Here is a 24,045-nt window from a genome sequence, read left to right on the forward strand (position 1 = left end):
CGGAGTGACCCGAACATGAAATCCAAGCCGCGCGGACCCGTGTCCACCGAACTCGCCTCTCCGATGCGGCTGCATTTGTCCGTGCAGGGCAAATGGAAGCGCAGCGCCCTGCTGAGCGGCATGGGTCTTTCGGTGATGGCCGCCACCACCTGGAGCGGCGCGGCGCCAGCGGCCAACCCGCAGTTCGGCAGCGCGGCGTATTTCGCCCAGCGCACCGGCGCACCGGCGCCGACGGCCAAGGCCGACGCGGCCGCGGGCAACCTCGGCCAGAACGTCGGCAGCGGTGTCGTCACCACGCCCGAACAGGCGCGCATCCGCGCCGAGCGTTCGATCACCAACCTGAGCCGGGCGGTGCAGGCGATCAATTCGGCGCAGGTCGCGCAGTCGGCCGCGCGCCAGCTTGCGCTGCAGACGCCGGCCAACGTGCCCGATGGCCTCGGCGCCGGTGGTTTGCAGGTATCGGCTTCGGCCGCGCTCGATGTCGCCAATCCCAATGCCTGCGCGAGCACCAACACCTGCAGCTGGCAGAACGCCGAACTGCCGACGCAGACCACCTCGGGCAACGCGACCACCGTCACCGTCAGGCAGAACGCCGACAAGGCGATCCTGACCTGGGATTCGTTCAGCATCGGCCAGCACACCACGCTGCATTTCGACCAGAGTGCGGGCACGCAGCGCGACGGCACCAACAACTGGATCGCGCTGAACCGCGTGAGCGGCTCGGCCGCGCCGAGCCAGATCTACGGCAGGATCCTCGCCGAAGGCACCGTCTACCTGATCAACCAGAACGGCATCCTGTTCGCCGGTTCGAGCCAGGTGAACGTGCACTCGCTGGTGGCCAGCACGCTGCCGCTGTACCTGCCCACGGGCGCCACGAGCCTGAAGCCCGGCGACGACGCGGGCTACCTGGCCTACAGCAACAAGTTGTTCCTCGAAACCGGGATCACCTCGGTCGGATCCAACACCGCCTCGGGCCGCATCCTCGGCCTCGACAACGCCACCACGCTGTCCGCCGCGCAGGCGCTGAACCTGCCGGGCGACATCAAGATCGCAGCGGGGGCTTCGATCAAGACCGACACGCTCGGCTACTCGCTGATCGCGGCTCCGAACGTCGACAACGCGGGCGCGATCGCGGCGACCGAAGGGCAGGTGATCCTGGCGGCCGGCCTCGGCGTGACGCTCAACAATTCGGCGAGCGGCTCGAACCGGCTCGATCCGGTCCTCACGGGCCGCATCTTCGACGGCTCCACCGACGTCACCCCGCATTCCACGCTCACGCATTCGGGCCTCATCGAATCGCCGCGCGGCAACATCACCCTGCTCGGCAACCGGATCGAGCAGAACGGCGTGCTCGCTGCGACCAGCAGCGTGACGCGGCCGGGCAGCATCCACATCGTCGCGATCGACGAAGAAGGTCAGCGCACCGGCACCGTGCGCATGAGCGGCCGGTCGATGACCGCGCTGCTGCCGGACGCCAACGACGAAACCACCATCAGCACCGACACCGCGACGCAGACCTTCCAGCGCGGCGGCATCAGCCTGCGCGGCGGTGCGGTGACGATCGACAACGGCGCGCTGATCGAAGCGCCCGGACAGAACGTGACGATCTCCGCGGTGGCGCAAACCACCGGCGCGGTCCGCTTCGGCGGCGGCCAGGGCTGGGTCGCCGGACGCATCTACATCGACGACGGCGCGATCGTCGACGTCGCCGGCCTGGCCGACGTGCAGATGAGCATGGCCGACAATCTCGTCACCATCGCGCGCCTGGGCCTCAACGAATTCGCCGACATGCCGCTGCAGCGCGACGGCGTGCTGTTCGGCAGCGGCGTGACGGTGGATTCGCGTCAATCGGGCACGCGCGCGGACGGCTCGACCTGGGTCGGTACGCCGCTCGCCAACGTCGGCGGCTACGTCGACCAGGTTCCGCGCGGCATCAAGGAGCTGCTGCTCGACGGCGGCAACATCGCGCTCGCGGGCGGCGAAGTGATCACGCGCGGCGGTTCGACGCTGAACCTCGACGGTGGCTATCTGCACTACCTCGGCGGCGTCATCACGACGACGCGCCTGATCGCCGCCAACGGCGCGATCATCGATATCGCCGACGCCGATCCGAACCTTGCGTACATCGGCCTGGCGGGTGTGCACGTTTCGCAGCAGTCGCGCTGGAACCTCACCTCGTACTACGTCAATCCGCTGCTGACCGCGATGGGCGGGCACTACGAATCGTCGTACATCGAAGGCGGCAACGCGGGCACGCTGCAGGTCTACGGCAACAGCGCCACCGTGCTCAACGGCACCATCTCGGCGCAGGCGATGTCGGGTCGCCACCAGGTGGCCGATGCCGATCTCGCGGTCGGCGGCTCGTTCTACGCCGGGCAGGGCAACAACAATTCGCTCGGCTCGCTGGTCTATTCGGACGCGGCGTTCACGCCGGCCGGGCCGAGCTACGTGGTTCGCGACGAGGTCACGCGACTCGGCGCCGGCTTCGATGCGGGCAGCGCGCTCGACGACGTCGATGCGAGCCTGAGCGCCTGGACGCAGATTTCGGGCAAGGACCTGGGTGCGGGCGGTTTCTCGTCGGTCACGCTGGTCGCCGACAGCCCCGCGCAGACCGGCTCGGCCACGCGCACGCCCGAAGGCGGCGAGATTCGCGTCGAAGGCAGCGGGCTCGCGGTGCAGCCGCTCGGCCGTATCGAGCTGGTCGCGGCGCGCGTGACCATCGAAGGCGATCTGGTGGCGCGTGCGGGCGACATCAGCGTGATCGCCACCGGCCAAACCGGCGTCGAAGGCTCGACGCTGCCGACGCAGGCGGACGGCGCGCCGGTGGCCGGCGACATCAGCGTCGGCGCGGGCGTGAAGCTCGATACCAGCGGTGTCTGGGTCAACGATACCGGGCTCAGCGAAGACCAGATCAGCGGCGCTGCGACGATCGACGGTGGCAGCATTTCGCTGGTGACGCTGCAGAACGCGGCGCTGCAAGGCGATCGCGCGGTCGACACCACCGGTTCGATCAGGCTCGGCGAAGGCAGCCTGCTCGATGTTTCGAGCGGCGGCCGCGTGCGGCCCGACGGCAGCCTGTCGCAATCGGCAAAGGGCGTGCTCGACGGACGCGGCGGCGACATCGCGCTGCAGGTTTATGCGATCAACAACGGCTTCGTGTTCGGCGGTGAAGCCCTTCCGCTGCCGAGCTCGCGTCCAACGCAGGGCCAGCTCGATCTCGGTGGCGAACTGCGCGGCTACGGCTTTGCCGGTGGCGGCCGGCTGTCGCTGCGCGCGCTCGGCATCCAGATCGGCGGCAGCGACGACAGCGTCGGCGCAGGCACGCTGCATCTGGCCGGGGATTTCTTCAGCCAGAACGGTTTCGGTGCGTATACGCTGAGCTCGATCTACGACGCCACCATCGTCGACGGCGCTCAGGTGCAGATCACGCAGTCGAACTACGTCGCCGATCGCGAGGCGCTGCTCGGTGCGGCGGTTCCGACCGGAAGCGCGCAGTTCCTCGAACACGTGAGCATCGGCAGGCTCGACGACTATCGTCGCGAAGCCACCGACTTTTCGCTCTACGCGGGCGATCATCTGAACTGGCGCAGCGGCGGCCGTCCGGCCGACTACAGCGCCCAAGGCATTGCCGGCACGCTCACGCTCGGCGAAGGCGCGAGCCTGCTCGGCGATGCGCGCGCTTCGATCCTGCTGGGCTCGGTCAACCGGCTCACCGTTCGCGGCAGCATCGTCGCGCACGGCGGCCGCATCACGCTCACCGGCGATACCGCCAACAGCGGCTATTCGCAGATTCCGGGCACCGTCAACAACGCGGCCTACAGCAGCGGCAGCGATTCGATCTGGATCGGCCGCAACGTGGTGCTCGACGTTTCCGGCGTCAGCGTGCTCGATCCGCTCGCGGGCAGCGCCCACGTCGATGGAAAGGACGCGAGCGTGCGCAACGGCGACGTGCTCGACGGCGGCACGGTCACGCTGACCAACGACACCGGCACCATCATCACCGAGCGCGGTGCGGACGGCAGCAAGCCGAGCATCAACGCTTCGGGCACGCAGACCACGCTCGATCTGCCGAACACCGGCGACGGCACTCTGCATTCGCAGACGGTCTGGAGCGATGGCGGCAGCATTCGCATCGGTGCGGCGGCCGGGCTGTACTTCGACGCGCAACTCCATGCGGCAGGCGGGCATCCGTCGGCCGCCGGAGGCACGCTGGCGGTGACGCCGCTGGCCGGGCTGCGCTACACGACCTCGAACGGTTTCACCGGCGCCACGCGGCTCGAAGTGGGCAAGACGCCGGTGGCCCTGCCGGACGGCACCGGGGCGCCGGGGCAGCAGGTCGAAGATCAGGCCTCGGGCGTCATCAACTTTTCGACGAGCCTGCTCGACGGTTCGGGCATCGCCACCTTGCAACTCGGTGTCGATCCGACGCTCAGCGACAGCGGCGCGCTGCCGGTGGTGTTCGCGGACGGGGTGTCGATCCGGGTCGCCCGAGCGCTGACCATCAATGCCTCTGCGATCGTCTACGGCGGCGACCGCGACGACACCACGATCACGCTCGAAGCGGGCTATGTGAACCTGCACGGTTATGCGCCGGGTGCGATCTACGAAGAGATCGTCGCCCAGCCATCCAATAGCGAGGACGTCGATCTGGTCGTCAATGCGCAGTCCATCGACATGGGCGGCCAGTTCTCGCTGCAGGGCTTCGGCAGCGCGGTGTTCAACAGCGAAGGCGACATTCGCTTCATCACGCCGGCGCAGTACATGTATCGGCTCGATAGCACCGGATCGGCTACCGCGATTCCAGGTGTGCTCTACACCTCGGGCAATCTCACCTTCAAGGCCGACCAGATCTATCCGGCCACCGGCAATACCTTCATCATCGATGCCGTCGCCGACGACGGTTACGGCACCACCGTGAGCTTCGAGCGCAACGAAGGTGCTCCGCGCCACAAGGTTCCGCTTTCGGCCGGCGGTGCGCTGCTCGTCGATGCGACGCATATCGAGCAGTCCGGCATTCTGCGTGCGCCGTCGGGCCACATCGTCCTGGGCATCACCAATGCCGGCGACCAGAGCGCGCGCGAACTCTTCAGCTTCTTCGGCGTATCGGCGGACGGCCGCGACGGTACCCTGCTGTTGCCGCGTACGCGCACCGCGACGGTGAAGCTCAACGGCGGCAGCATCACCTCGGTTTCGCTCGGCGATTCGGTGATTCCGTACGGCGCCACCGTCGACGGACAGAACTGGCAGTACGACGGCACCGCCAACAGTCCGACACCGGCGACCTCGATCAGCAATCTCACGGCTCCGCCGGACAAGCAGATCGCGATCAGCGGAAGCAATGTCACGATCACCGCCAACGCGGTCGTCGATCTGTCCGGCGGCGGCGATCTGCAGGCCCAGGAATGGGTGCCCGGCGTCGGTGGTACGCGCAACGTGTTGTCGAGCACCAACACGGTCTACGCCGGCGGTAGCGAGCGACAGCAGCCGCTCTACAGCGATGGTCGCGCGGTCTATGCGGTGATTCCGGGCTATGCGAGCTCGGTTGCCGCCTACGATGCCGCGCTGGTGTCGGGCGATCCGCTGATCGGCAAGAGCGTGTATCTGTCCGGCGGCGGCGGGCTGCCGGCCGGCATCTACACCTTGTTGCCGGGTGAATACGCCACGCTGCCGGGCGCCTTTCGCGTGGTGCAGGACACTTCGGCGATCGATACGTCCGCCTCGCTCAATCAGCGCCTGGCCGACGGTACGCGCCTGCAATCGGGCTACTACGTGGATCACTACACGGGCGCTCGCGATGCGCGCAGCACGGCGTTCTACGTGCAGTCCGGTGTGGTCTGGAAGCAGTATTCGCAGTACTCGCTGACGAGCGCGAACACCTACTTCGCCGAACTCGCCGAAACCCAGGGCCGCGTGACACCCCGTCTGCCGGTCGATGCCGGCCAGCTGGTGCTCGCGGCGACGCGCTCGCTCGATGTCCGCGCCACGCTGCAGGCTGCGGCGGGCGAGGGCGGCGCCGGCGCGCTGGTCGATATCGCGGCCAACCAGATCATGCTGGTTCCCGAGGTCGTCGCCGTCGCCAGGGACGAGGACAACAAGGAAGATCCCAAGGATCCGCGCTACGGCTACGTGCAGCTCGATGTCGACCAGCTCAACGGACTCGGAGCGAGCAGCCTGCTGATCGGCGGCATTCGCTCGCGCACCGACCAGGGCGACTACATCGACGTGCGCGCCAGCGACGTGGTCGTCGACACCGGTGCCGGCGCCGCGCTGTCGGCACCCGAAATCGTCCTGGTCGCCAATGCGAATGGCAACGGTGTCGATGTGCGTTCGGGCAGCCGTATCGAGGCGGTCGGCACCGTGGCCGAAGGCCACAGCGTGAACCTGATCGTCGGTCGCACCGGGAATGCACGTACCGAGCAAAGCGGCGACGGCGCCTTGCTGCGCGTCTCCAACGGTGATTCGGTCAGCGTCATTCGCAACAACCTGCCGACTTTCGACGACACCTACGGTCGCCTGAACCTCGGCGAGAACGTGCGCGTGAGTGCCGAAGGCGCGATCACGCTTGAGTCGGCCGGAGACACGTTCGTCGATGCGACGGCTCGCTTCTCGGCAAAGAACATCGATGCGATCAGCCGTCTCATCAGCTTCGTTTCGAGCGCCCGCCAGGGCGAAGACATCGGCGGCCTCGTCATCGGCCCCGGTACGCTGAATCAGTTCGCCGATGCCGAGCGCATCAACCTGATCAGTCGGGGCAGCATCGATTTCGTCGGCAACCTCGACATCGATCTCGATGCGTCGCTGACGCTCAGCGCGGCGGTCCTGCAAGGCAGCGGCACGGTGAACTTGCAGGCCGGCGAGATCACGCTGGCCAACATGCTCGATGCGACGGTCGAAGAACTCGTCGCCGGCAACGGCTCGCTCAATCTGAGCGCCAACCGCGTGAACTTCGGCGATGGCGCGATCGCCACCGCGGGCTTCGGCGCGGTGAGCATCACCGGCACGCAGGGCTTGGTCGCGGTCGGTGACGGCAGCTTCGATAGCGGCAGTGCAACGCTGGCCCTGCACGCGCCGATTCTCGTCGCCACGGCGGGCAGCGACAGCCTGCTGCGCAGCGCCGCTGCATTGAGCTTCGACACTGTCGGTGCAGGCAGCTCGAAGGTCGGCGGCAGCGCCGGAGGCGCGGTCAAGCTGGAAGGCGCTTCGGTTTCCATCGACAGCCGAATCGAAGCCAGCGCCGGCCGTATCGATCTGGACGCGACCACAGGCGATGTCTCGCTCGGCAGCACCAGCGCGCTGTCTGTCGCGGGTGCCGCGGTGACCGTGCACGACGTCAAGCAGTACGCAGCGGGCGGCCGCATCGGCCTGAGCGCTGCGCAAGGCGACATCGCGCTCGCGCAAGGCTCGGTACTCGATTTCTCGGGCGCGCAGGGTGGCGGCAACGCCGGCGCGCTCGACATCGATGCGGCCCATGGCGACGTGAGCCTCGGCGCCAGCCTGCGCGGCGGCGCGGCCAGCGGTCGCAGCGGTGGTTCGTTCACACTCGACAGCGCAGGCGCGGTCGATCTGGATGCGCTGGCTTCGCTGCTGGGCAGCGGCGGCGTCAACGGCAAGCTCGCAATCCAGACCGGCAGCGGCAATTTGAGCCTGTCGGCCGGCCGCAGCCTGAGCGCCGATTCGATCAGCCTGTCCGCGACCGGCGGTGCCGGCGGCTACGCCGATGCGCAGGGCCACGTGGTGATTCTCGGCACGCTGAACGTCTCGGGCGAGAAGGGCGGCGACATCGCCTTGTTCGGCCGCAGCGGCGTCGATGTACAGGGCGCGCTGATCGCAACGGGTTCCTCGACGAGCGAACGCGGCGGCAACATCACGCTCGCCACGACCGGCAGCGGCAACGGCACGCTCAACGCGCAGTACGGTTATCAGAACGTCGATGCGGAAGATTCCGGCCGCATCACCATCGGCAACAATGCACGCCTCGATGTGAGCGGCGGCAGCTCGGGCGGTTTGTCGGGTGGACGCCTGAGCTTGCGCGCGCCGCTGCTGGCCGACGGCGATGTCGGTGTCGACGTCGCACCCAGCGGCGCGATCATCGGTGCACGCGAAGTCACGCTCGAGTCCTACGCCACCTGGAGTTCGGCCGACACCGGTGGCGGCGCGACGCACTTCGACGGCATCGTCGATCCGGCGGGCGGCTATACCGCGGCCGGCAAAGCGGCCGAGTCGACCAACGCCGATCACGCCGCGTTCTACCAGACCACGCTGCGCGACTTCGTGCAGCAGCCGGGCTTCGCGTTCGAAGAACGCCTGGGCTTCATCGATCATCTGGTCGTGCGTCCGGGCATCGACCTGGTCAATCCGAATGGCGATATCTCGGTGCTGTCGAACTGGAACCTCGCGGCCGGTACGCGCAACGCCGACGGCACGCTGAGCCTGCAGTACCGCTATCGCAACAGCATCGCGCCGGTGCTGAGCCTGCGTGCGGCGGGCGACCTGAACCTCGACGCGAGCATCAGCGACGGCTTCTTCCTGCTCGGCAATCCGATCGGTGGGCCGACCGACAACACGGCTTCACCGACCGCCAGCGCGCTGATCGCGGCGACGCTGGCGGGCGCCACGCGCGATGCGAGCGGCGCGATCACGACGGTCGATTCGACTTCGTATCGCTTCGTCGCCGGAGCGGATGTCGATGCGGTCGATCCGCTCGCCGTCATCGAGAATGCGGATGGCGACGTGTTGATCGACGGCCACACCGTCGTGGCGACCCTCGGTCGTCCGCTCTACGTGCCGACGATGATCCGCACCGGCACCGGCTCGATCGACATCGCCGCCGCCGGAAGCGTGCAGCTGCTCGACACCGAAGCGCCTGCGGTGATCATCGCCGCGGGCCGTCTCGCGAGCGGGCAGTCGCAGGCGACCAGCACGGTGGTGTACACCGTGCGCGGTGCGCCGACGCTCATCGATACCGGCTCGGTCAACGCCGAAGCGGCGGGCTCGATCCGCATCAGCGCGGGCGTCGACATCATCGGCGTGCAGGATGTCTACGACACCAACGGCACGCGCACCGACGTGCGCGGCGCGAACATTTCGCAGGCCTGGTGGCCCTGGCTCGAACGCAGCTGCCTGATCGCGCAGCGCGGCGGCTGTGGCGAGTATTCGACGGCGGCGATCAACTTCGGCGCGTTCAACCAGGGCGTGCTGAGCGTCGGCGGCGACGTGTCGGTGAGCGCAGGCAACGAGGTTCGCGATCTGTCGGTTTCGCTGCCGACCAACTGGAGTCGCAGCGGTGCGACGGTGTACGGTGGCGGCGATCTGAGCGTGAGCACGGGCCGCGATCTGGTCGGCGGCAGCTACTTCGTCGCCAGTGGTGCGGGCAGCTTCGACATCGGCGGCTCGGTGCTGTCCGCACGCAATGACGCGGCCGGCAGCGCGACGGGTGTGCTGCTCGCCCTGCAGCAATCGCAGCTGAACCTGCAGGCCATCGGCGACGTGGTCATCGGCGGTGTCTATAACCCGTCGTATCTGTTCGCGGGCTTCGATTCGCAGGCTTACGGCAGCGATTCGAGCCTCGAAGTGACTTCGGTCGCCGGCGATCTGCGCTTCGGCACCGCCTCTTCGCGCGTACTCGGCTACGGCCGCACCGCGCTGACTTCCGCTTATCCGTATGTGCTGCCGGCGAATCTTTCGCTGAATGCGCTCGCGGGCGGCATCAGCATCGAGAGCCGCGGCGAGTTGTATCCGTCGGCGACGGGCCAGCTCAGCATCATCGCGCGCGACGATGTGCGCTTCTTCCATCAGGGTGGCACTGGAACCTATTTCGGCCTGATCGACGCGAGCCCGTCGCTGCTGCCGTCGACTGCCAATCTGCTCGCCGCGACTTCGCTGCGCAACAGCTTCATCTACGACGGCGCCGCTTCGCAGTTCGAACTGCATGTCGCCGGTGGTTTGCATGCCAGGGATGCGGAACCGGTGCGGATCTACAGCGCACTCGGCGACATCGTCGACGGCGACGCCGACTTCCGTAACGCGGTGACGATCGCGACCAACAAGGAGACGCTGATTCGCGCAGGCCGCGACATCGTCGACCTGAGTTTCCGCGGCCAGAACCTCTACGAATCCGACGTCACGCTGATCGCGGCCGGCCGTGATCTGTACGACCGTCCGCTGGTGGTGCAACAGACCCTGCCGGTGATCGAACTCGGCGGCTACGGTACGCTGGTGGTGCAGGCCGGGCGCAACGTCGGTCCGATCACTTCGGCCAACGAAGCGCTGCAGCTGAACTATCTGGTCGGCCTCGATCCGGCGTATCCGGGCATCTACTCGGTCGGCAATCTCTACAACGCTTCCCTCGAACGTCGCGGCGCGGACATCTCGGTGGTGTTCGGCATCGGTCCGGGCATCGCGACGAGCGAGTTCGCCAATGCCTACGCCAATCCGTTTGCTCCGGCCGAAGGCTTGCCGGGCTACGGCGAATCGCTGATCGAGTTCATGACGGCCTACCTGTCCGACCAGCAACGTCGCGCAGGTGGTGCGGGCACGGTATCGCTCGATGAGCAGCAGGCTTGGGACGCCTTCCGGTTGCTACCGGACTATCAGCAGCAGCGCCATCTGTACTCGGTGTTCTTCGACATCCTCGATCGCACCGGTGTCGACTTCAACAATCCGGATGCGGCCGGCTACCAGCAGTTCTCGCGCGGTTACCGTGCGATCGAAACCCTGTTCCCGGCGGCGCTCGGCTACACCAGCAACTCGCTCAACGGCGGCGAGAATGGTGCCGAGGAGCTGATCGCCACGGGCCAGTTCGACATGCGCGGGTCGACGGTGCAGACACAGCAGGGCGGCAGCATTTCGATCGTCGGCCCGGGCGGCGACGTGCTCGTCGGCAGCGTGGCGGCACCGCCGTTCGTCGCATCGAATCCGCCGTTCTCCGCAGGCATCAGCCCCAACGTGCAGGGCATCCTGGTTCTGGAACAAGGTGCCATCAGCCTTTTCGCCGATCGCAACGTGCTGCTCGCCCAGAGTCGCATTTTCACCGAGCAGGGCGGCAACGTGCTGATCTGGAGTTCCAACGGCGACATCAACGCAGGCCAGGGCGTGAAGACCAGCACCGAACTGCCTCCGGTGACCTACATCTGCGACCTCGATCAGTTCTGCGTCGTCGACGCGCGTTCGCAGGTCAGCGGTGCCGGTATCGCGGTTCTGCAGACCCTTCCGGATGCGCCTTCGGGCAGCGCCAACCTGATCGCCCCGCGCGGCACGGTGGATGCCGGCGACGCCGGTATTCGCGTGGCGGGCAACCTCAACGTGGCAGCTTTGCGCGTCGCCAACGCCGACAACATCCAGGTGCAGGGCAACGAAGTCGGCGTGCCGACGGGCCTGGTCGACGTGAGTTCGGTCGCGGCCGCGAGCTCGGTGGCGGCGGCCGTGCAGCAGAGTGCCGATTCGGTGGCGGGCGCCAATCGCCAGAACGAAACGGCGGCCAATCTGATCACCGTCGAAGTGATCGGCTTCGGCTCCGAGGGTGCGCCGTAAAAAAAATCAAAAAAAACCTGAAAAAAGGCGGTTCGAACCGCCTTTGTCTTCAAAGTTTCAATTTGTTGCAAATATCGATCTCTACGATTCACCGCGTTGCATAGAGCCGACGGCTCGACACTTCCCTGCAAAAAAACCTCTCTGGAGAGTACCGATGCGCTTGAAGATGAAATCAATCGTGGTGGCCGCGTGCGCGGCGATCGCGGCTCCCGCGTTTGCGGCCCCGAGCACCACGCTGTACGGCGGCGGCGCCACGCTGCCGGCGATCGGCTACGTCGGCAACACCTGGCTCGCCCCGACTCCGGACAATCGCCTGAGCAGCCAGGGCGACGCCGGTTCTCTGTTCGGTCTCTACAGCGCGCTCGATCCGACCAATCCGACGGTTTCGTATTGCCAGACCGGCAGCGGCACCGGCCGCGGCGTGATCACCGGCGCCAACCAGGGCACCGGCACCTGCCCGACCTACGCGTCGTCGCCGACCGGCTTCGCCGCTCCGACGGCCGATGCGCACTTCGGCGCTTCGGATGCCCCGATCAGCGCTTCGGAGTTCAACCTCGGCGTGACCAACAAGGGCGCTACGCGCGGCCAGCCCGTGCAGTTCCCGGCCGCCGCCGGCGCCATCGCGATCATCTACAACAACAACCAGGTCGTGAAGAAGAACGGTGCGCCCGAACAGCTGAACCTGACCGAATCGCAGATCTGCCAGATCTGGGCCGGCCAGATCACCAACTGGAGCGACCTGGGCCGCCCGGCCAAGCCGATCAAGCTGGTCTACCGCAGCGACAGCAGCGGCACCTCGTTCGGCTTCAGCAACCACCTTTCGTATGTCTGCCCGAACCCGGCCTACGCGACTCCGACCACGGTTTCCGGCTTCAGCACGCAGTCGACCTTCGCCAACGCTTTCGTCGGCGGCTCGTCCGCGGTTCCGGCCGGCGCCATCGCTGCCAGCGGCAACGGCGGCGTGACCGCCGCGGTCAACGCCAATGACGGCGCCATCGGCTACGCCGAAGTCGCCAACGCCGTGCAGGTCGCCAAGCTCGATCCGACCGCCGCGGTCAAGTTCGCCTCGGTTTCGCTGAAGGCCGGCGGCAAGAAGAAGAGCCCGGACAAGAACCCGAAGGCCTTCAAGATCGCGGCTTCGGCCGTGAACACCGACAAGGTGCTGGGCTCGAACGACGCCAATGGCCGTCCGACGCTTGTCGCGCTGACCGCTCCGAACCCGGGCTGCGTGTTCGTGGTCGACCCGGCCGCCTACGCCACCTCGATCGTCGAAGCCGGCGACTACAAGCAGTACCCGATCGTCGCCGTGAGCTACCTGCTCGGCTACTACAAGGGCTACGGTGAAGACGTCACCAACGTCCGCAACTTCTTCGCGGCTCCGTACAACCCGGCCATCAAGGGCGCCTCGGCTCCGGAAGGTGGCGAGCTGTTCATCGGCGCCAAGACCGGCCTGTCGTTCCTCGGCGGCGTGAACCTGAAGAACAACATCACCGGCACCAAGAAGGCCCCGGCGGCCTGCATCAACCAGTAAGACGGGCTTCCCAACGATTGTTGCAGTTCGCGTCCGTCTAGGGCGCACTCCTGGAACCCGCCTCTCCGGAGGCGGGTTTTTTTGTTGCCGGCCCCGGGAGCTGGATCGGATTCGTGCTGGACCTGGGCCGCCAGGCCCTTGAAAATACGTCGCTGTTCCCCAAGCTGGGAGCATCCCGACTTTCCAAGAATCCTCCGGCGAACGCGATGCCTATTTACGAGTATTTCTGCACCGAGTGCGGTAAGCAGTCCGAGATTTCCCACCGTATGTCCGACCCGCCGGCCCGGGATTGCCCGGTCTGCGGCAAGCCGGCGCTGACCAAGCAGATGTCGGCGGCCGGTTTCCGGCTCAAGGGCGGCGGCTGGTACGAGACCGATTTCAAGTCCGGCGGCAAGCGCAACCTCGCCGAGGGCGGCGGTACGTCCTCGTCGGGCGACGCCGCGAGCCCCGCCGCGACCAGCTCCGGCGCGTCGCCCGCCCCGGCCGCGAGCAGCACGCCGGCGGCCTCGAGCTCGAGCTGAACCCGCAGCCGAAACGCCTGCGAGCTTCACCCTGTGCAGCGCCCCCTTTGCCGGGGGCGTTGTCGTTGATGAGGGCCGAAAAAGCCCGGCCTTCGGGCTTCGACCGCAAACGTCTCAGGCGCGTACAATGCGCGCCTCGCGCAAGCCCTCGCCGGGCCCGCTCCGTTCTCCCAATCCGATTCCAACCATGATGCGTTCCCACTACTGCGGCCAGGTCACCGAAGCGCTGACCGGCGAAACCGTCTCCGTCTGCGGCTGGGTTCATCGCCGCCGGGATCATGGTGGCGTGATCTTCATCGATCTGCGCGACCGTGAAGGCGTGCTGCAGTGCGTGTTCGATCCGGATACCGCCGAAGCCTTCGCCGCGGCCGATCGCCTGCGTTCGGAATACGTGGTCAAGATCACCGGCCGCGTGCGTCCGCGCCCGGCCGGCACCGAGAACGCCAGCCTGGCCAGCGGCAAGGTCGAGCTGCTCGGCAAGCAGCTCGAAGTGCTGAACCGCTCCGAGACGCCGCCGTTCCAGATCGACGACGACTCGGTGGGCGAGGACACGCGCCTGGCCTTCCGCTACATCGACCTGCGTCGCCCGCAGATGCAGAAGAACCTGCGCCTGCGCCACGACGTGATCCGCCGCATCCGCAACTACATGGATGCCAACGGCTTCGTCGACGTGGAAACGCCGATCCTCACGCGTGCGACGCCCGAAGGCGCGCGCGACTATCTGGTGCCTTCGCGTACCCACCAGGGCAGCTTCTTCGCACTGCCGCAGTCGCCGCAGCTGTTCAAGCAGCTGCTGATGGTGTCGGGCCTGGATCGCTACTACCAGATCGCCCGCTGCTTCCGCGACGAAGATCTGCGCGCCGATCGCCAGCCCGAATTCACCCAGCTCGACGTCGAAACCAGCTTCATGAGCATGACCGAGATCATGGCGATGATCGAAGGCATGTTCGTCGACCTGTTCCGCGAGGTCATGGACGTCGATCTCGGCACGCTGCCGCACATGAGCTACGCCGACGCCATGGGCCGTTTCGGCTCGGACAAGCCCGACCTGCGCAACCCGCTCGAACTCGTCGAGATCAAGGACCTGGTCGCCGATTCCGACTTCAAGGTCTTCGCCAACCCGGCCAAGGATCCCAAGTGCCGCGTCGCGGTGCTGCGCGTCCCTGGCGGCGGCGAAAAGCTGTCACGCGGGCAGATCGACGGCTATACGCAGTTCGTGACGCAGTACGGTGCACGCGGCCTGGCCTGGATCAAGGTCAACGAGAAGGCCAAGGGCCGCGACGGCCTGCAGTCGCCGATCGTCAAGAACCTGTCCGACGAAGCGCTCGCGGGCATCCTCGGACGCACACGGGCGCAGGACGGCGACATCCTGTTTTTCGGTGCGGACAAGTTCAAGGTCGTCTGCGACGCGCTCGGCGCGCTGCGTCTGAAGGTCGGCAACGATCTCGGCATCACGCGTGGCGGCTGGGCCGCGCTGTGGGTGGTCGACTGGCCGATGTTCGAGGAGGACGATGGGCGCTGGGTTTCGCTGCACCATCCGTTCACCGCACCCAAGCAGTTCGACGCGCAGGAAGTGCGCAACAACCCGGGCACGATCATCAGCCAGGGCTACGACATCGTGCTCAACGGCATCGAGATCGGCGGCGGCAGCGTGCGTATCCATCGTGCCGACGTGCAGCAGGCGGTGTTCGACCTGCTCGGCATCTCGCCCGAGGAGCAGCAGGAGAAGTTCGGCTTTCTGCTCGAAGCGCTGTCCTACGGCGCTCCGCCGCACGGCGGCATCGCGCTCGGCATCGACCGCCTGATCATGCTCATGGCGGGCGCCAGTTCGATCCGCGAAGTCATCGCCTTCCCGAAGACGCAGACCGCCCACGACCCGATGACCAAGGCCCCGGGCCAGGTCGATGCGCGTCAGTTGCGTGAACTGTCGATCCGTTCGACTGTCCAGCCCAAGGGCACCGCACAAACCGCTACAACTCCAGGTACGCCGGGCAACACCGGCGGCGCGGCGCCCGCCGGATCGGCCTGAGCCGATCCGCCGCACGCCATTCATCAGGTCACGAAGGAAGTCCGCCGCATGTCGAAGTCGATCCGCCGCCCCCTGTCCTCGCTCATGGCGGTATTCGCCGCATCGGCTGGAGCGCTCGCGCTCGGCGCTTGCAACGGCGTCGGCGACGGCAACTCGCTCGACCGGATCCACATCGTGCCGGCGGAGTTCTCGACCACGCTCGAAGGAATCCAGGAGCAGTACACCGATGTGGACGCCTACCAGTGCGCGCCGCGGTCGCTGAGCCTGTTCGGCACCTTCACGCGCGGCGATGACGACATCGGCGATTTCACGACGCGGGCGGACTGGAGCTCCGACAATCCGGCCGTCGCCCGCGTCAGCAACGGCGACATCGCCAGCCCGATCGATTCCACGCTCATGCTCGGCAAGGGCGTCATCGTGCCCGGCAGCGTCGGCGAGACGACCATCCGCGCGAACTATCTGGACCTGCAGGCCACGATCACGGTCAAGGTCGGCACTCCGACCGATTTCACGATCACGCCCGCCAACCCCTACCTCACCCTGCATTCGCGGCAGGGCCTGCAGCTCATGGCCAAGCTCGGTGGCGTCGAAACCAACCTGACGGCCGTGGGCGGCACGCAGCTCGTGAAGGCGGCGTTCAACCCGGTCAACGACACGCTGGCCAAGGTCGTCGTTTCGAGCTCCGTCCCGGTCGTCACCGCCCTGGGCGTCACGGGCAGCCCGCTGACGCTCGAACTCACGCTGCCGTATTGCAACCAGGTGGTCAGCACCACCGTGAACGTGGCGGTGCCGGAGTCGCTGACGCTGACGCACGAAGAGGGCTTCAATGGCGAGCTGATCGTCAACACCAACGAGCTGCTGACGCTCAAGGCCAACTTCGGCGAGGGCATCGAGCCGCAGGATCTGACTTCCCAGGCCGCGTTTTCCCGCACCAACGACTCGACCGACTCCGATGCCGCGTCGCGCTTGTCGGTCGGCACGGGCATCGTCACCGCCCTCAAGGCCGGCGCCGCGGTGCCGGTCCGGGCCGCCTGCTGTGCCATCGACCTCAACGGCGACGGCGATCAGGCCGACGAGGGCGAAACCGCCGCTTATACGAGTAACGCGCTGTCGATCACGCCGGTGGCGGGCGACCTGACCAGCTTCACGATCGCTCCGATGACGCCGACCGTGGTGTCGGGCGAGACCCAGCAGTTCACTGCGCAGGGGACGTTCGACAATGGAGCCCGGACGCAGCCGATCACGCGCCAGGTCACCTGGAGTTCGGACGACAGGACGGTTGCGGCGTTCCCCTCGGGCAGTCCGATCGGTCTGATGCAGTCCGCAGCGAATCTCACCGAAACCGATACCGCCGAGATCACCGCCACGCCGAATACGTCGATCGACGGCACCACGGTCACGGCGCCGATCAAGACCACGGTCACGATCACGCCGGCTCCGGCCGCCGAGTAAGTCCGGCGTCGACCCAGGCCCGGCTCGCGCTCAGCGCAGCCGGGTCAGCTGCACGCTTCCTTCGGCGAGCTGCAGTTCGACTTCGTCGTTCAACTTCACTCCGTCCGGGCTGCGCAGGATTTCGCCGTTGCGATCCCGGGCGATCGCATAGCCTCGGCCCAGCACGGCCTGCGGATTCAGGCTGGACAGCAGCGCATCGAGGCTGGCCAGGCGTTCCGACGGGGCTTGCAGCGCTCCGCGTATCGACTGGTGCAGGCGCAGCTCCAGTCCGTGGCGGCGGTCTTCGAGCCGCAGCAGATGCGCATCGAGACGCAGCGCGGCGAGCCGGGCCCGGTGTCCGCGCAGGCGTTCGTGCAGCGAGGCCACGAGCTGGCGCTGACGCTGGCTCAGACGCAGTTCGAGCTCGTCGAGCCGTTGTGCACGCTCCTGCAGCCGGCGGCCCGGATGCAGCTGGCGCAAGCGATGCTCCAGCTGTCGTAACCGGTCGCGGCGAGCGTTCTGCTGCTGGCCGAGGCTCAGCTCGATGCGGCGCTCGGCGACATCGAGTCGCTGCTCCCAGTCGGCCACGTTGGGGCTCGCGAGCTCGGCCGCGGCGGTCGGCGTCGGTGCGCGCAGGTCGGCGGCGAAATCGGCGATCGTGAAATCGACTTCGTGGCCGACGCCGCAGATCACCGGCTTGGCACAGGCCCGGATCGCACGGGCGACGGCTTCTTCGTTGAAGGCCCAGAGGTCTTCGAGCGAGCCGCCGCCGCGTACCAGCAGGACGACGTCGACCGGCGCGAGCGCGGGCAGTTTCTGCAAAGCCTTGACGATGGCCGGAGCCGCCTCGGCGCCCTGGACCGGCACCGGGTGCAGGTAAACCGTGGTCAGCGGAAAGCGGCGGGCGAGGGCGGTCAGCACGTCCTGCACGGCCGCGCCGGTAGCCGAGGTGATCAGCCCGATCGCGCGCGGAACCGGTGGGATCGGCCGCTTGATCCCGGCGTCGAACAGGCCTTCGGCCTGCAGCCTGGCCTTGAGCTTTTCGTAGGCCAGCAGCAGGGCGCCCTGGCCGGCGGGTTCCATCGCCTCGCAGATCAGCTGCAGGTCGCCGCGCGCGGTGTAGACGCTCGGCTGGGCGCGAACGCGCACCTGGTCGCCGTCGCGCGGCAGCGGACGCACGAGGAAGTTGCGGTTGCGGAACATCACGCAACGCATTTGCGCGCGCCCGTCCTTGAGCGTGAAGTACCAATGCCCCGAACTCGGCTTGGACAGGTTCGAAATCTCGCCCTCGACCCAGACCGAGGGCAGCGCGTCCTCGACGAGGGCGCGCAGGATCTCGGTGAGCTCGGAAACGGCGTAGACCGTGGTGGCGGTAGGCATCCGCGATTATGGGAGGGGTTCGCCGGATTATTAAAGCCGGTCTGCGGATGCCTTCTGCGGAGGCCCCATGCGGAAACCGCATCTGTATAATGTCGCTTTGCCGGAGCCGTTCATGTCGCGTCTTTCCCAAGACTCCCGCATCGATCTCGAAGCCCTCACTTTCGACGACGTGCTGCTACAGCCCGCGTACTCGGAAGTGCTGCCCAGGCAGGTCGATCTTCGTACCCCGCTGACTTCGCGCATCACCCTCAACATTCCGCTGCTGTCCGCGGCCATGGATACGGTCACCGAATCCAAGCTCGCGATCGCGCTCGCGCAGGAAGGCGGCATCGGCATCGTTCACAAGAACATGACGGCCGAGCGCCAGGCCGCCGAAGTCCGCGCGGTCAAGAAGTTCGAAGCCGGCGTGATCGTCGACCCGGTGACCGTGCATCCGGGCATGACCATCGGCGAAGTGCTCGCGCTCACGCGCGCGCATCGCTTCTCGGGCGTGCCGGTGGTCGAGGGCAACCAGCTCGTCGGCATCGTCACCTCGCGCGACCTGCGCTTCGAGACGCGCTACGACCAGCCGGTGTCGAGCATCATGACGCCGAAACAGCGCCTGGTGACGGTCAAGGAAGGCGCGAGCAAGGAAGAGGTGATCGCCAAGCTGCACCAGCACCGCATCGAGAAGGTGCTCGTGGTCAACGACGCCTTCCAGCTGCGCGGCATGATCACGGTGAAGGACATCCAGAAGTCCACCGACTTCCCGAATGCCTCGAAGGACGAGCACGGCCGCCTGCGCGTCGGTGCCGCGGTCGGCACCGGCGGCGACACCGACGAGCGCGTCGCCGCGCTCGTCGAAGCGGGGGTCGACGTCGTCATCGTCGATACCGCACACGGACACAGCAAGGGCGTGCTCGATCGCGTTCGTGCGATCAAGAAGCGCTACGGCGATCTACAGGTGATCGGCGGCAACATCGCCACTGGCGAGGCCGCGCTCGCGCTCGTCGATGCGGGCGCCGACGCAGTCAAGGTCGGCATCGGCCCGGGCTCCATCTGCACCACGCGGGTCGTTGCGGGCGTGGGCGTTCCGCAGATCAGCGCGGTGATGTCGGTAGCCGATGCGCTGCGTGGCCGCAACATTCCGCTGATCTCCGATGGCGGCGTACGCTACTCGGGCGATTTCGCCAAGGCCATCGCGGCCGGCGCGTACTGCGTGATGGTGGGCTCGATGCTCGCGGGCACCGAAGAAGCGCCCGGCGAAGTCGAGCTCTATCAGGGTCGCTCGTACAAGGCGTATCGCGGCATGGGCAGCATGGGCGCAATGTCGCAGGCCCAGGGCTCCAAGGATCGCTACTTCCAGGACACCACCAGCGAAGTCGAGAAGCTGGTTCCGGAAGGCATCGAAGGCCGTGTTCCGTACAAGGGCCCGATGGGCGCGATCGTGCATCAGATGATCGGCGGCCTGCGTGCGAGCATGGGCTACACGGGTTGCCTGAGCATCGGCGAAATGCGCACCAAGACGCGCTTCGTGAAGATCACGTCCGCCGGCATCAAGGAAAGCCACGTCCACGACGTGACGATCACCAAAGAAGCGCCGAACTATCGCGTCGGCTGAAGCTGAGAACCCGTTGATGTCCGCACCCGCTGCAAACATTCACGCCGACCGGATCCTGATCCTCGACTTCGGCAGCCAGCTCACCCAGCTCATCGCTCGCCGTGTGCGCGAGCTCGGCGTCTACTGCGAGCTGCACCCGTACGACATGGCCGACGCGGCCATTCGCGAGTTCGCGCCCAAGGGCGTGATCCTGTCGGGAAGCCCGGAATCGGTCGCCGCGGCAGGCTCGCCGCGCCCGCCGGCCGCGGTCTGGGAACTCGGCGTGCCGGTGCTCGGCATCTGCTACGGCATGCAGGTGATGGCGCATCACTTCGGTGGCGTGGTCGAGCCGCACGACCAGAAGGAATTCGGCTACGCGGAGGTTCGCGCGCGCGGACATTCGCAGCTGCTCAAGGGCATCGAAGATCGCGTCAACGCCGAAGGCCACGGCCTGCTCGACGTCTGGATGAGTCACGGCGATCGCGTGGTGCAGCTGCCCGAAGGCTTCAAGTGCATCGCCTCGACGCCAGACTTGCCGCTCGCCGGCATGGCCGATGAAATGCGCCACTACTACGGCCTGCAGTTTCACGCCGAAGTCACGCACACCAAGCAGGGCGAACGCATCTACTCGCGTTTCGTGCACGAGATCTGCGGTTGCGGCAATGCCTGGAAGCCCGACAGCATCATCGACGACGCGATCGCGCGCGTTCGTGCGCAGGTCGGCGATGGCCACGTGTTGCTGGGCCTTTCGGGCGGCGTCGATTCGTCGGTGGTCGCCGCGCTGCTGCACAAGGCGATCGGCAAGCAGCTGACCTGCGTGTTCGTCGATCACGGCCTGCTGCGGCATCAGGAAGGCGATCAGGTCATGCAGATCTTCGCCAAGAATCTCGGTGTGAAGGTCATTCGCGTGAACGCCGAGCAGCGCTTCCTCGAAGCGCTCGCGGGCGTGGCCGATCCGGAAGCCAAGCGCAAGATCATCGGCAAGCTGTTCGTCGATGTGTTCGATGAAGAGTCGAGCAAGATCGACAACGTGCAGTTCCTGGCTCAGGGCACGATCTATCCGGACGTGATCGAGTCGGCCGGTGCCAAAACCGGCAAGGCGCACGTGATCAAGAGCCATCACAACGTCGGTGGCCTGCCCGAGCACATGAAGCTCAAGCTCGTCGAGCCGCTGCGCGAGCTGTTCAAGGACGAAGTGCGCCGCATCGGCGTCGAACTGGGCTTGCCGCACGAAATGGTCTATCGCCATCCGTTCCCGGGCCCGGGCCTGGGCGTGCGCATCCTCGGCGAAGTCACCAAGGCCGCGGCCGATACGCTGCGCCTGGCCGATCACATCTTCATCGAAGAGCTGCGCAAGAGCGGCTGGTACGACAAGACCAGCCAGGCTTTCGCGGTCTTTTTGCCGGTGAAGTCGGTCGGCGTGACCGGCGACGGCCGTCGCTACGAGCCCGTCATCGCGCTGCGCGCGGTGCAGACCATCGATTTCATGACCGCGCACTGGGCGCATCTGCCGTACGAGCTGCTCGACGTCTGCTCGCGCCGCATCGTCAACGAGATCGCCGGTGTCTCGCGCGTGGTCTACGACGTCTCCGGCAAGCCGCCCGCGACGATCGAGTGGGAATAGAGCGAGCGGCTGTCTCCGAAACAACGAAAACCGCCGAAGTCCGGCGGTTTTTTCATGTCCGCACCACGGTAAATCGCTGATGGCCCTCAAGAAGTCCGAACTCTATTCCTCGCTCTGGCAGAGCTGCGACGCGCTGCGCGGCGGCATGGACGCCAGCCAGTACAAGGACTACGTACTGGTGCTGTTGTTCATCAAGTACGTCAGCGACAAGTACGCCGGCAAGCCCTACCAGCCGCTCACGATTCCGCCCGGCGCCAGCTTCGCCGACATGATGGCGCTGAAGGGCAAGAGCGACATCGGCGACAGATCAACAAGAAGATCATTGCGCCGCTGGTGGCGGCCAACGCGCAGCTCTCGCTGTCCGACTTCCCGGACTTCAACGACGCCGCCAAGCTTGGCACCGGCAAGGAGATGGTGGAGCGGCTGACCGACCTGGTGGCCATCTTCGAGAACAAGGCGCTCGACGCCGGCGCGTTCAATGCCGCTCGAACGGTCGCTCGCCAGCGACGCGCTTCGGCGGCAGATCCGGCGGGTTTGATAGGATGCGGTGTCGGAAAAGGCAGGGTTGGTTTGGTAAGCCCAACCCCTTTCGGTAACGAAAGCTCTGGTCTTTGGCCCCGTGCACGAGATCCCCGCGACGAACAGTGGACGTCACGCGCGTCCCGTCGTTCGTCGGTGCGGGCTTCGGCTTCGGGGAACGCTCCGGTGGAACGATCAATCGCCCACTTCAGGAGTATTTCCGTGCACGACACTCATCGCGTTTCGTCCGTCTACGACGTCATCATTGCCGGCGCCGGCCCCGTCGGATTGTTTCTGGCTTGCGAACTGCGGCTCGCGGGCGTTTCCGTGCTGGTACTGGAGCGCGACGAAAATCCGCATTCGCCACTGAAGCGACTTCCATTCGGCATGCGCGGTCTTTGGGGGGCGAGCATCGAAGCGTTTCATCGGCGCGGGCTGCTGGAGCGAATCGCAGCGCAACCTCGCAGCGACAGCCAGCCGCAGCCGGCATCGATGGCTTCGGCTTCGCCAGGCCGTGGCCCGGCCGGCCACTTCGCCGGTATCCAGTTCGACTATGCCAACATCGAGGCGTCGCGCTGGGCGTACCGGTTGCCGGGTCCGGCCGACGCGCAATTCGGCGTCGAAATGGCGCATCTCGAAGGCGTGCTCGCCGCGCATGCGCTTTCGCTCGGCGTCGAAATCCGGCGCGGTCAGGGCGTCGAAGGCCTTGAGTTTACGGACGATGAAGTCGTCGTCCGTGCCGGCCACGAAGTTTTCCGCGCGCCTTGGCTGGTGGGTTGCGATGGCGGGCGCAGCAGCGTGCGCAAGCTCGGCGGTTTCGAGTTCGTCGGCACCGAGCCGGAATTCACCGGTTATTCGGTGCAGGTCGATCTGACCGATCCCGCGATGCTTCCGCTCGGCCGCCATTCGACGCCGAGCGGCCATTACACACAGTGGCAGCCGGGCACGTTCGGCGTCGCCGATTTCGATGGTGGCGCGGCACATCGCGCGGCGCTGACGCGCGAGCAGGTGCAGGAGGTGTTGCGGCGCGTGTCCGGCGTGGACGTGAAGGTCAATACCTTGCATGTCGCCTCGACCTGGACCGACCGCAGCAAACAGGCCACGACGTATCGCAAGGGGCGCGTGCTGTTGGCCGGCGACGCCGCGCACATCCATTCGCCGCTGGGCGGGCAGGGCTTGAACCTCGGTCTGGGCGATGCGATGAATCTGGGCTGGAAACTCGCCGCGACGATTCGCGGCGAAGCGGCGGACGGCTTGCTCGACAGTTACAGCGCCGAGCGGCATCCGGTCGGCGCGCGCATTCTCGAGTGGACGCGCGCGCAGGTCGCGCTGATGCGGCCGGCATCGCGCGCGCTTCGGGCCGTCATGCGCGATCTGATCGATACCCGCGATGGCGCGACCTACTTCGCCGAACGCGTATGGGGTGTTTCCTTGCGTTACGACCTCGGCGGCCATCATCCGCTCGTTGGCCGCAGCGCACCGGATTTCGAGTTCGCCGACGGGCCCCGGCTCGGCGCCGTGTTGCGCGATGGCAGCGGCGTCCTGCTCGATTTCGACGGCCGTGCGGCGCTGCAATCGCTCGGCCATCGCCTGCAAGGGAAGATCAAGTACCAGACAGGCGAGGTGAAAGATCGTCTGGGATTGAGCGCGCTGCTGGTCCGTCCCGATGGTTTCGTCGCTTGGGCCAGCGATGGCGAGCCCAGTGCTGGTGAAGTCATTCAAGCGCTATCTTGCTGGCTTTCTCCCAAAGCAGTCGTAGCTTTGTGTTGAAACGGAAGAACCGGAACTCAATCAGCTTCCCCACCGACGACTCCAAGTCCAAGCTGTCGCTCCCGGTTTCAACGTCCACCACAAAATCCCTCGCCGCCGCCTTCGGCCAGGCGGCGACGAGGTGGGCGCGCA

The 24,045-nt window shown here is 66.7% G+C and carries 9 protein-coding genes and 1 pseudogene; 9 read left to right on the plus strand and 1 reads right to left on the minus strand.

Annotation, left to right across the window (positions count from 1 at the left end; all coding sequences use genetic code 11):
* The first annotated feature begins 15 nt into the window (after positions 1–15).
* From WQQ_RS14460 to WQQ_RS14480, 5 genes are all read left to right on the plus strand, one after another.
* On the plus strand, positions 16–11,529 hold the full coding sequence (locus WQQ_RS14460; RefSeq protein WP_007185960.1) for a filamentous hemagglutinin family protein: 11,514 nt from the start codon (positions 16–18) through the stop codon (positions 11,527–11,529).
* Between the two features lie 166 nt (positions 11,530–11,695).
* Positions 11,696–13,060: a PstS family phosphate ABC transporter substrate-binding protein gene (locus tag WQQ_RS14465; RefSeq protein ID WP_192812977.1), complete on the plus strand. Its 1,365-nt coding sequence runs from the start codon at positions 11,696–11,698 to the stop codon at positions 13,058–13,060.
* Positions 13,061–13,266: 206 nt separating this feature from the next.
* A complete protein-coding gene (locus WQQ_RS14470; RefSeq protein ID WP_040454176.1) occupies positions 13,267–13,581 on the plus strand; it encodes an FmdB family zinc ribbon protein in 315 nt (104 codons plus the stop codon).
* A gap of 187 nt (positions 13,582–13,768) precedes the next feature.
* Entirely contained in the window at positions 13,769–15,610 is a 1,842-nt protein-coding gene (gene aspS, locus WQQ_RS14475; protein WP_083844608.1) for an aspartate--tRNA ligase, read from the plus strand.
* Between the two features lie 48 nt (positions 15,611–15,658).
* Positions 15,659–17,062 (plus strand): Ig-like domain-containing protein, encoded by a 1,404-nt coding sequence (locus WQQ_RS14480; protein WP_007185964.1) that lies wholly within the window; start codon positions 15,659–15,661, stop codon positions 17,060–17,062.
* 30 nt (positions 17,063–17,092) lie between these two features.
* On the opposite strand, the gene xseA is transcribed toward WQQ_RS14480, so the two are convergent.
* Entirely contained in the window at positions 17,093–18,421 is a 1,329-nt protein-coding gene (gene xseA, locus WQQ_RS14485) for an exodeoxyribonuclease VII large subunit (protein ID WP_007185965.1), read from the minus strand.
* Positions 18,422–18,533: 112 nt separating this feature from the next.
* Between xseA and guaB the strand changes: the two genes are divergently transcribed.
* From guaB to WQQ_RS14505, 4 genes and pseudogenes are all read left to right on the plus strand, one after another.
* Positions 18,534–20,021: an IMP dehydrogenase gene (gene guaB / locus WQQ_RS14490; protein WP_007185966.1), complete on the plus strand. Its 1,488-nt coding sequence runs from the start codon at positions 18,534–18,536 to the stop codon at positions 20,019–20,021.
* A gap of 16 nt (positions 20,022–20,037) precedes the next feature.
* Positions 20,038–21,624, plus strand: a complete 1,587-nt coding sequence (guaA, locus tag WQQ_RS14495) for a glutamine-hydrolyzing GMP synthase (RefSeq protein WP_007185967.1) — start codon at positions 20,038–20,040, stop codon at positions 21,622–21,624.
* Positions 21,625–21,703: 79 nt separating this feature from the next.
* Positions 21,704–22,089, plus strand: a pseudogene (locus WQQ_RS24660) (type I restriction-modification system subunit M N-terminal domain-containing protein); the annotation flags it as partial.
* A 276-nt stretch (positions 22,090–22,365) separates the two neighbouring features.
* Positions 22,366–23,913: an FAD-dependent monooxygenase gene (locus tag WQQ_RS14505; RefSeq protein WP_007185969.1), complete on the plus strand. Its 1,548-nt coding sequence runs from the start codon at positions 22,366–22,368 to the stop codon at positions 23,911–23,913.
* Positions 23,914–24,045: the final 132 nt, after the last annotated feature.

It is taken from the genome of Hydrocarboniphaga effusa AP103, from assembly GCF_000271305.1.
Taxonomy (GTDB): domain Bacteria; phylum Pseudomonadota; class Gammaproteobacteria; order Nevskiales; family Nevskiaceae; genus Hydrocarboniphaga; species Hydrocarboniphaga effusa.

Excerpts from the sequence above, each read along its gene's own strand:
- WQQ_RS14460 (WP_007185960.1), top strand. The coding sequence starts at position 16 with ATGAAATCCAAGCCGCGCGGACCCGTGTCCACCGAACTCGCCTCTCCG.
- WQQ_RS14470 (WP_040454176.1), top strand. The coding sequence starts at position 13,267 with ATGCCTATTTACGAGTATTTCTGCACCGAGTGCGGTAAGCAGTCCGAG.
- WQQ_RS14480 (WP_007185964.1), top strand. The coding sequence starts at position 15,659 with ATGTCGAAGTCGATCCGCCGCCCCCTGTCCTCGCTCATGGCGGTATTC.
- xseA (WP_007185965.1), bottom strand. The coding sequence starts at position 18,421 with ATGCCTACCGCCACCACGGTCTACGCCGTTTCCGAGCTCACCGAGATC.
- WQQ_RS14465 (WP_192812977.1), top strand. The coding sequence starts at position 11,696 with ATGAAATCAATCGTGGTGGCCGCGTGCGCGGCGATCGCGGCTCCCGCG.
- guaA (WP_007185967.1), top strand. The coding sequence starts at position 20,038 with ATGTCCGCACCCGCTGCAAACATTCACGCCGACCGGATCCTGATCCTC.
- guaB (WP_007185966.1), top strand. The coding sequence starts at position 18,534 with ATGTCGCGTCTTTCCCAAGACTCCCGCATCGATCTCGAAGCCCTCACT.
- aspS (WP_083844608.1), top strand. The coding sequence starts at position 13,769 with ATGATGCGTTCCCACTACTGCGGCCAGGTCACCGAAGCGCTGACCGGC.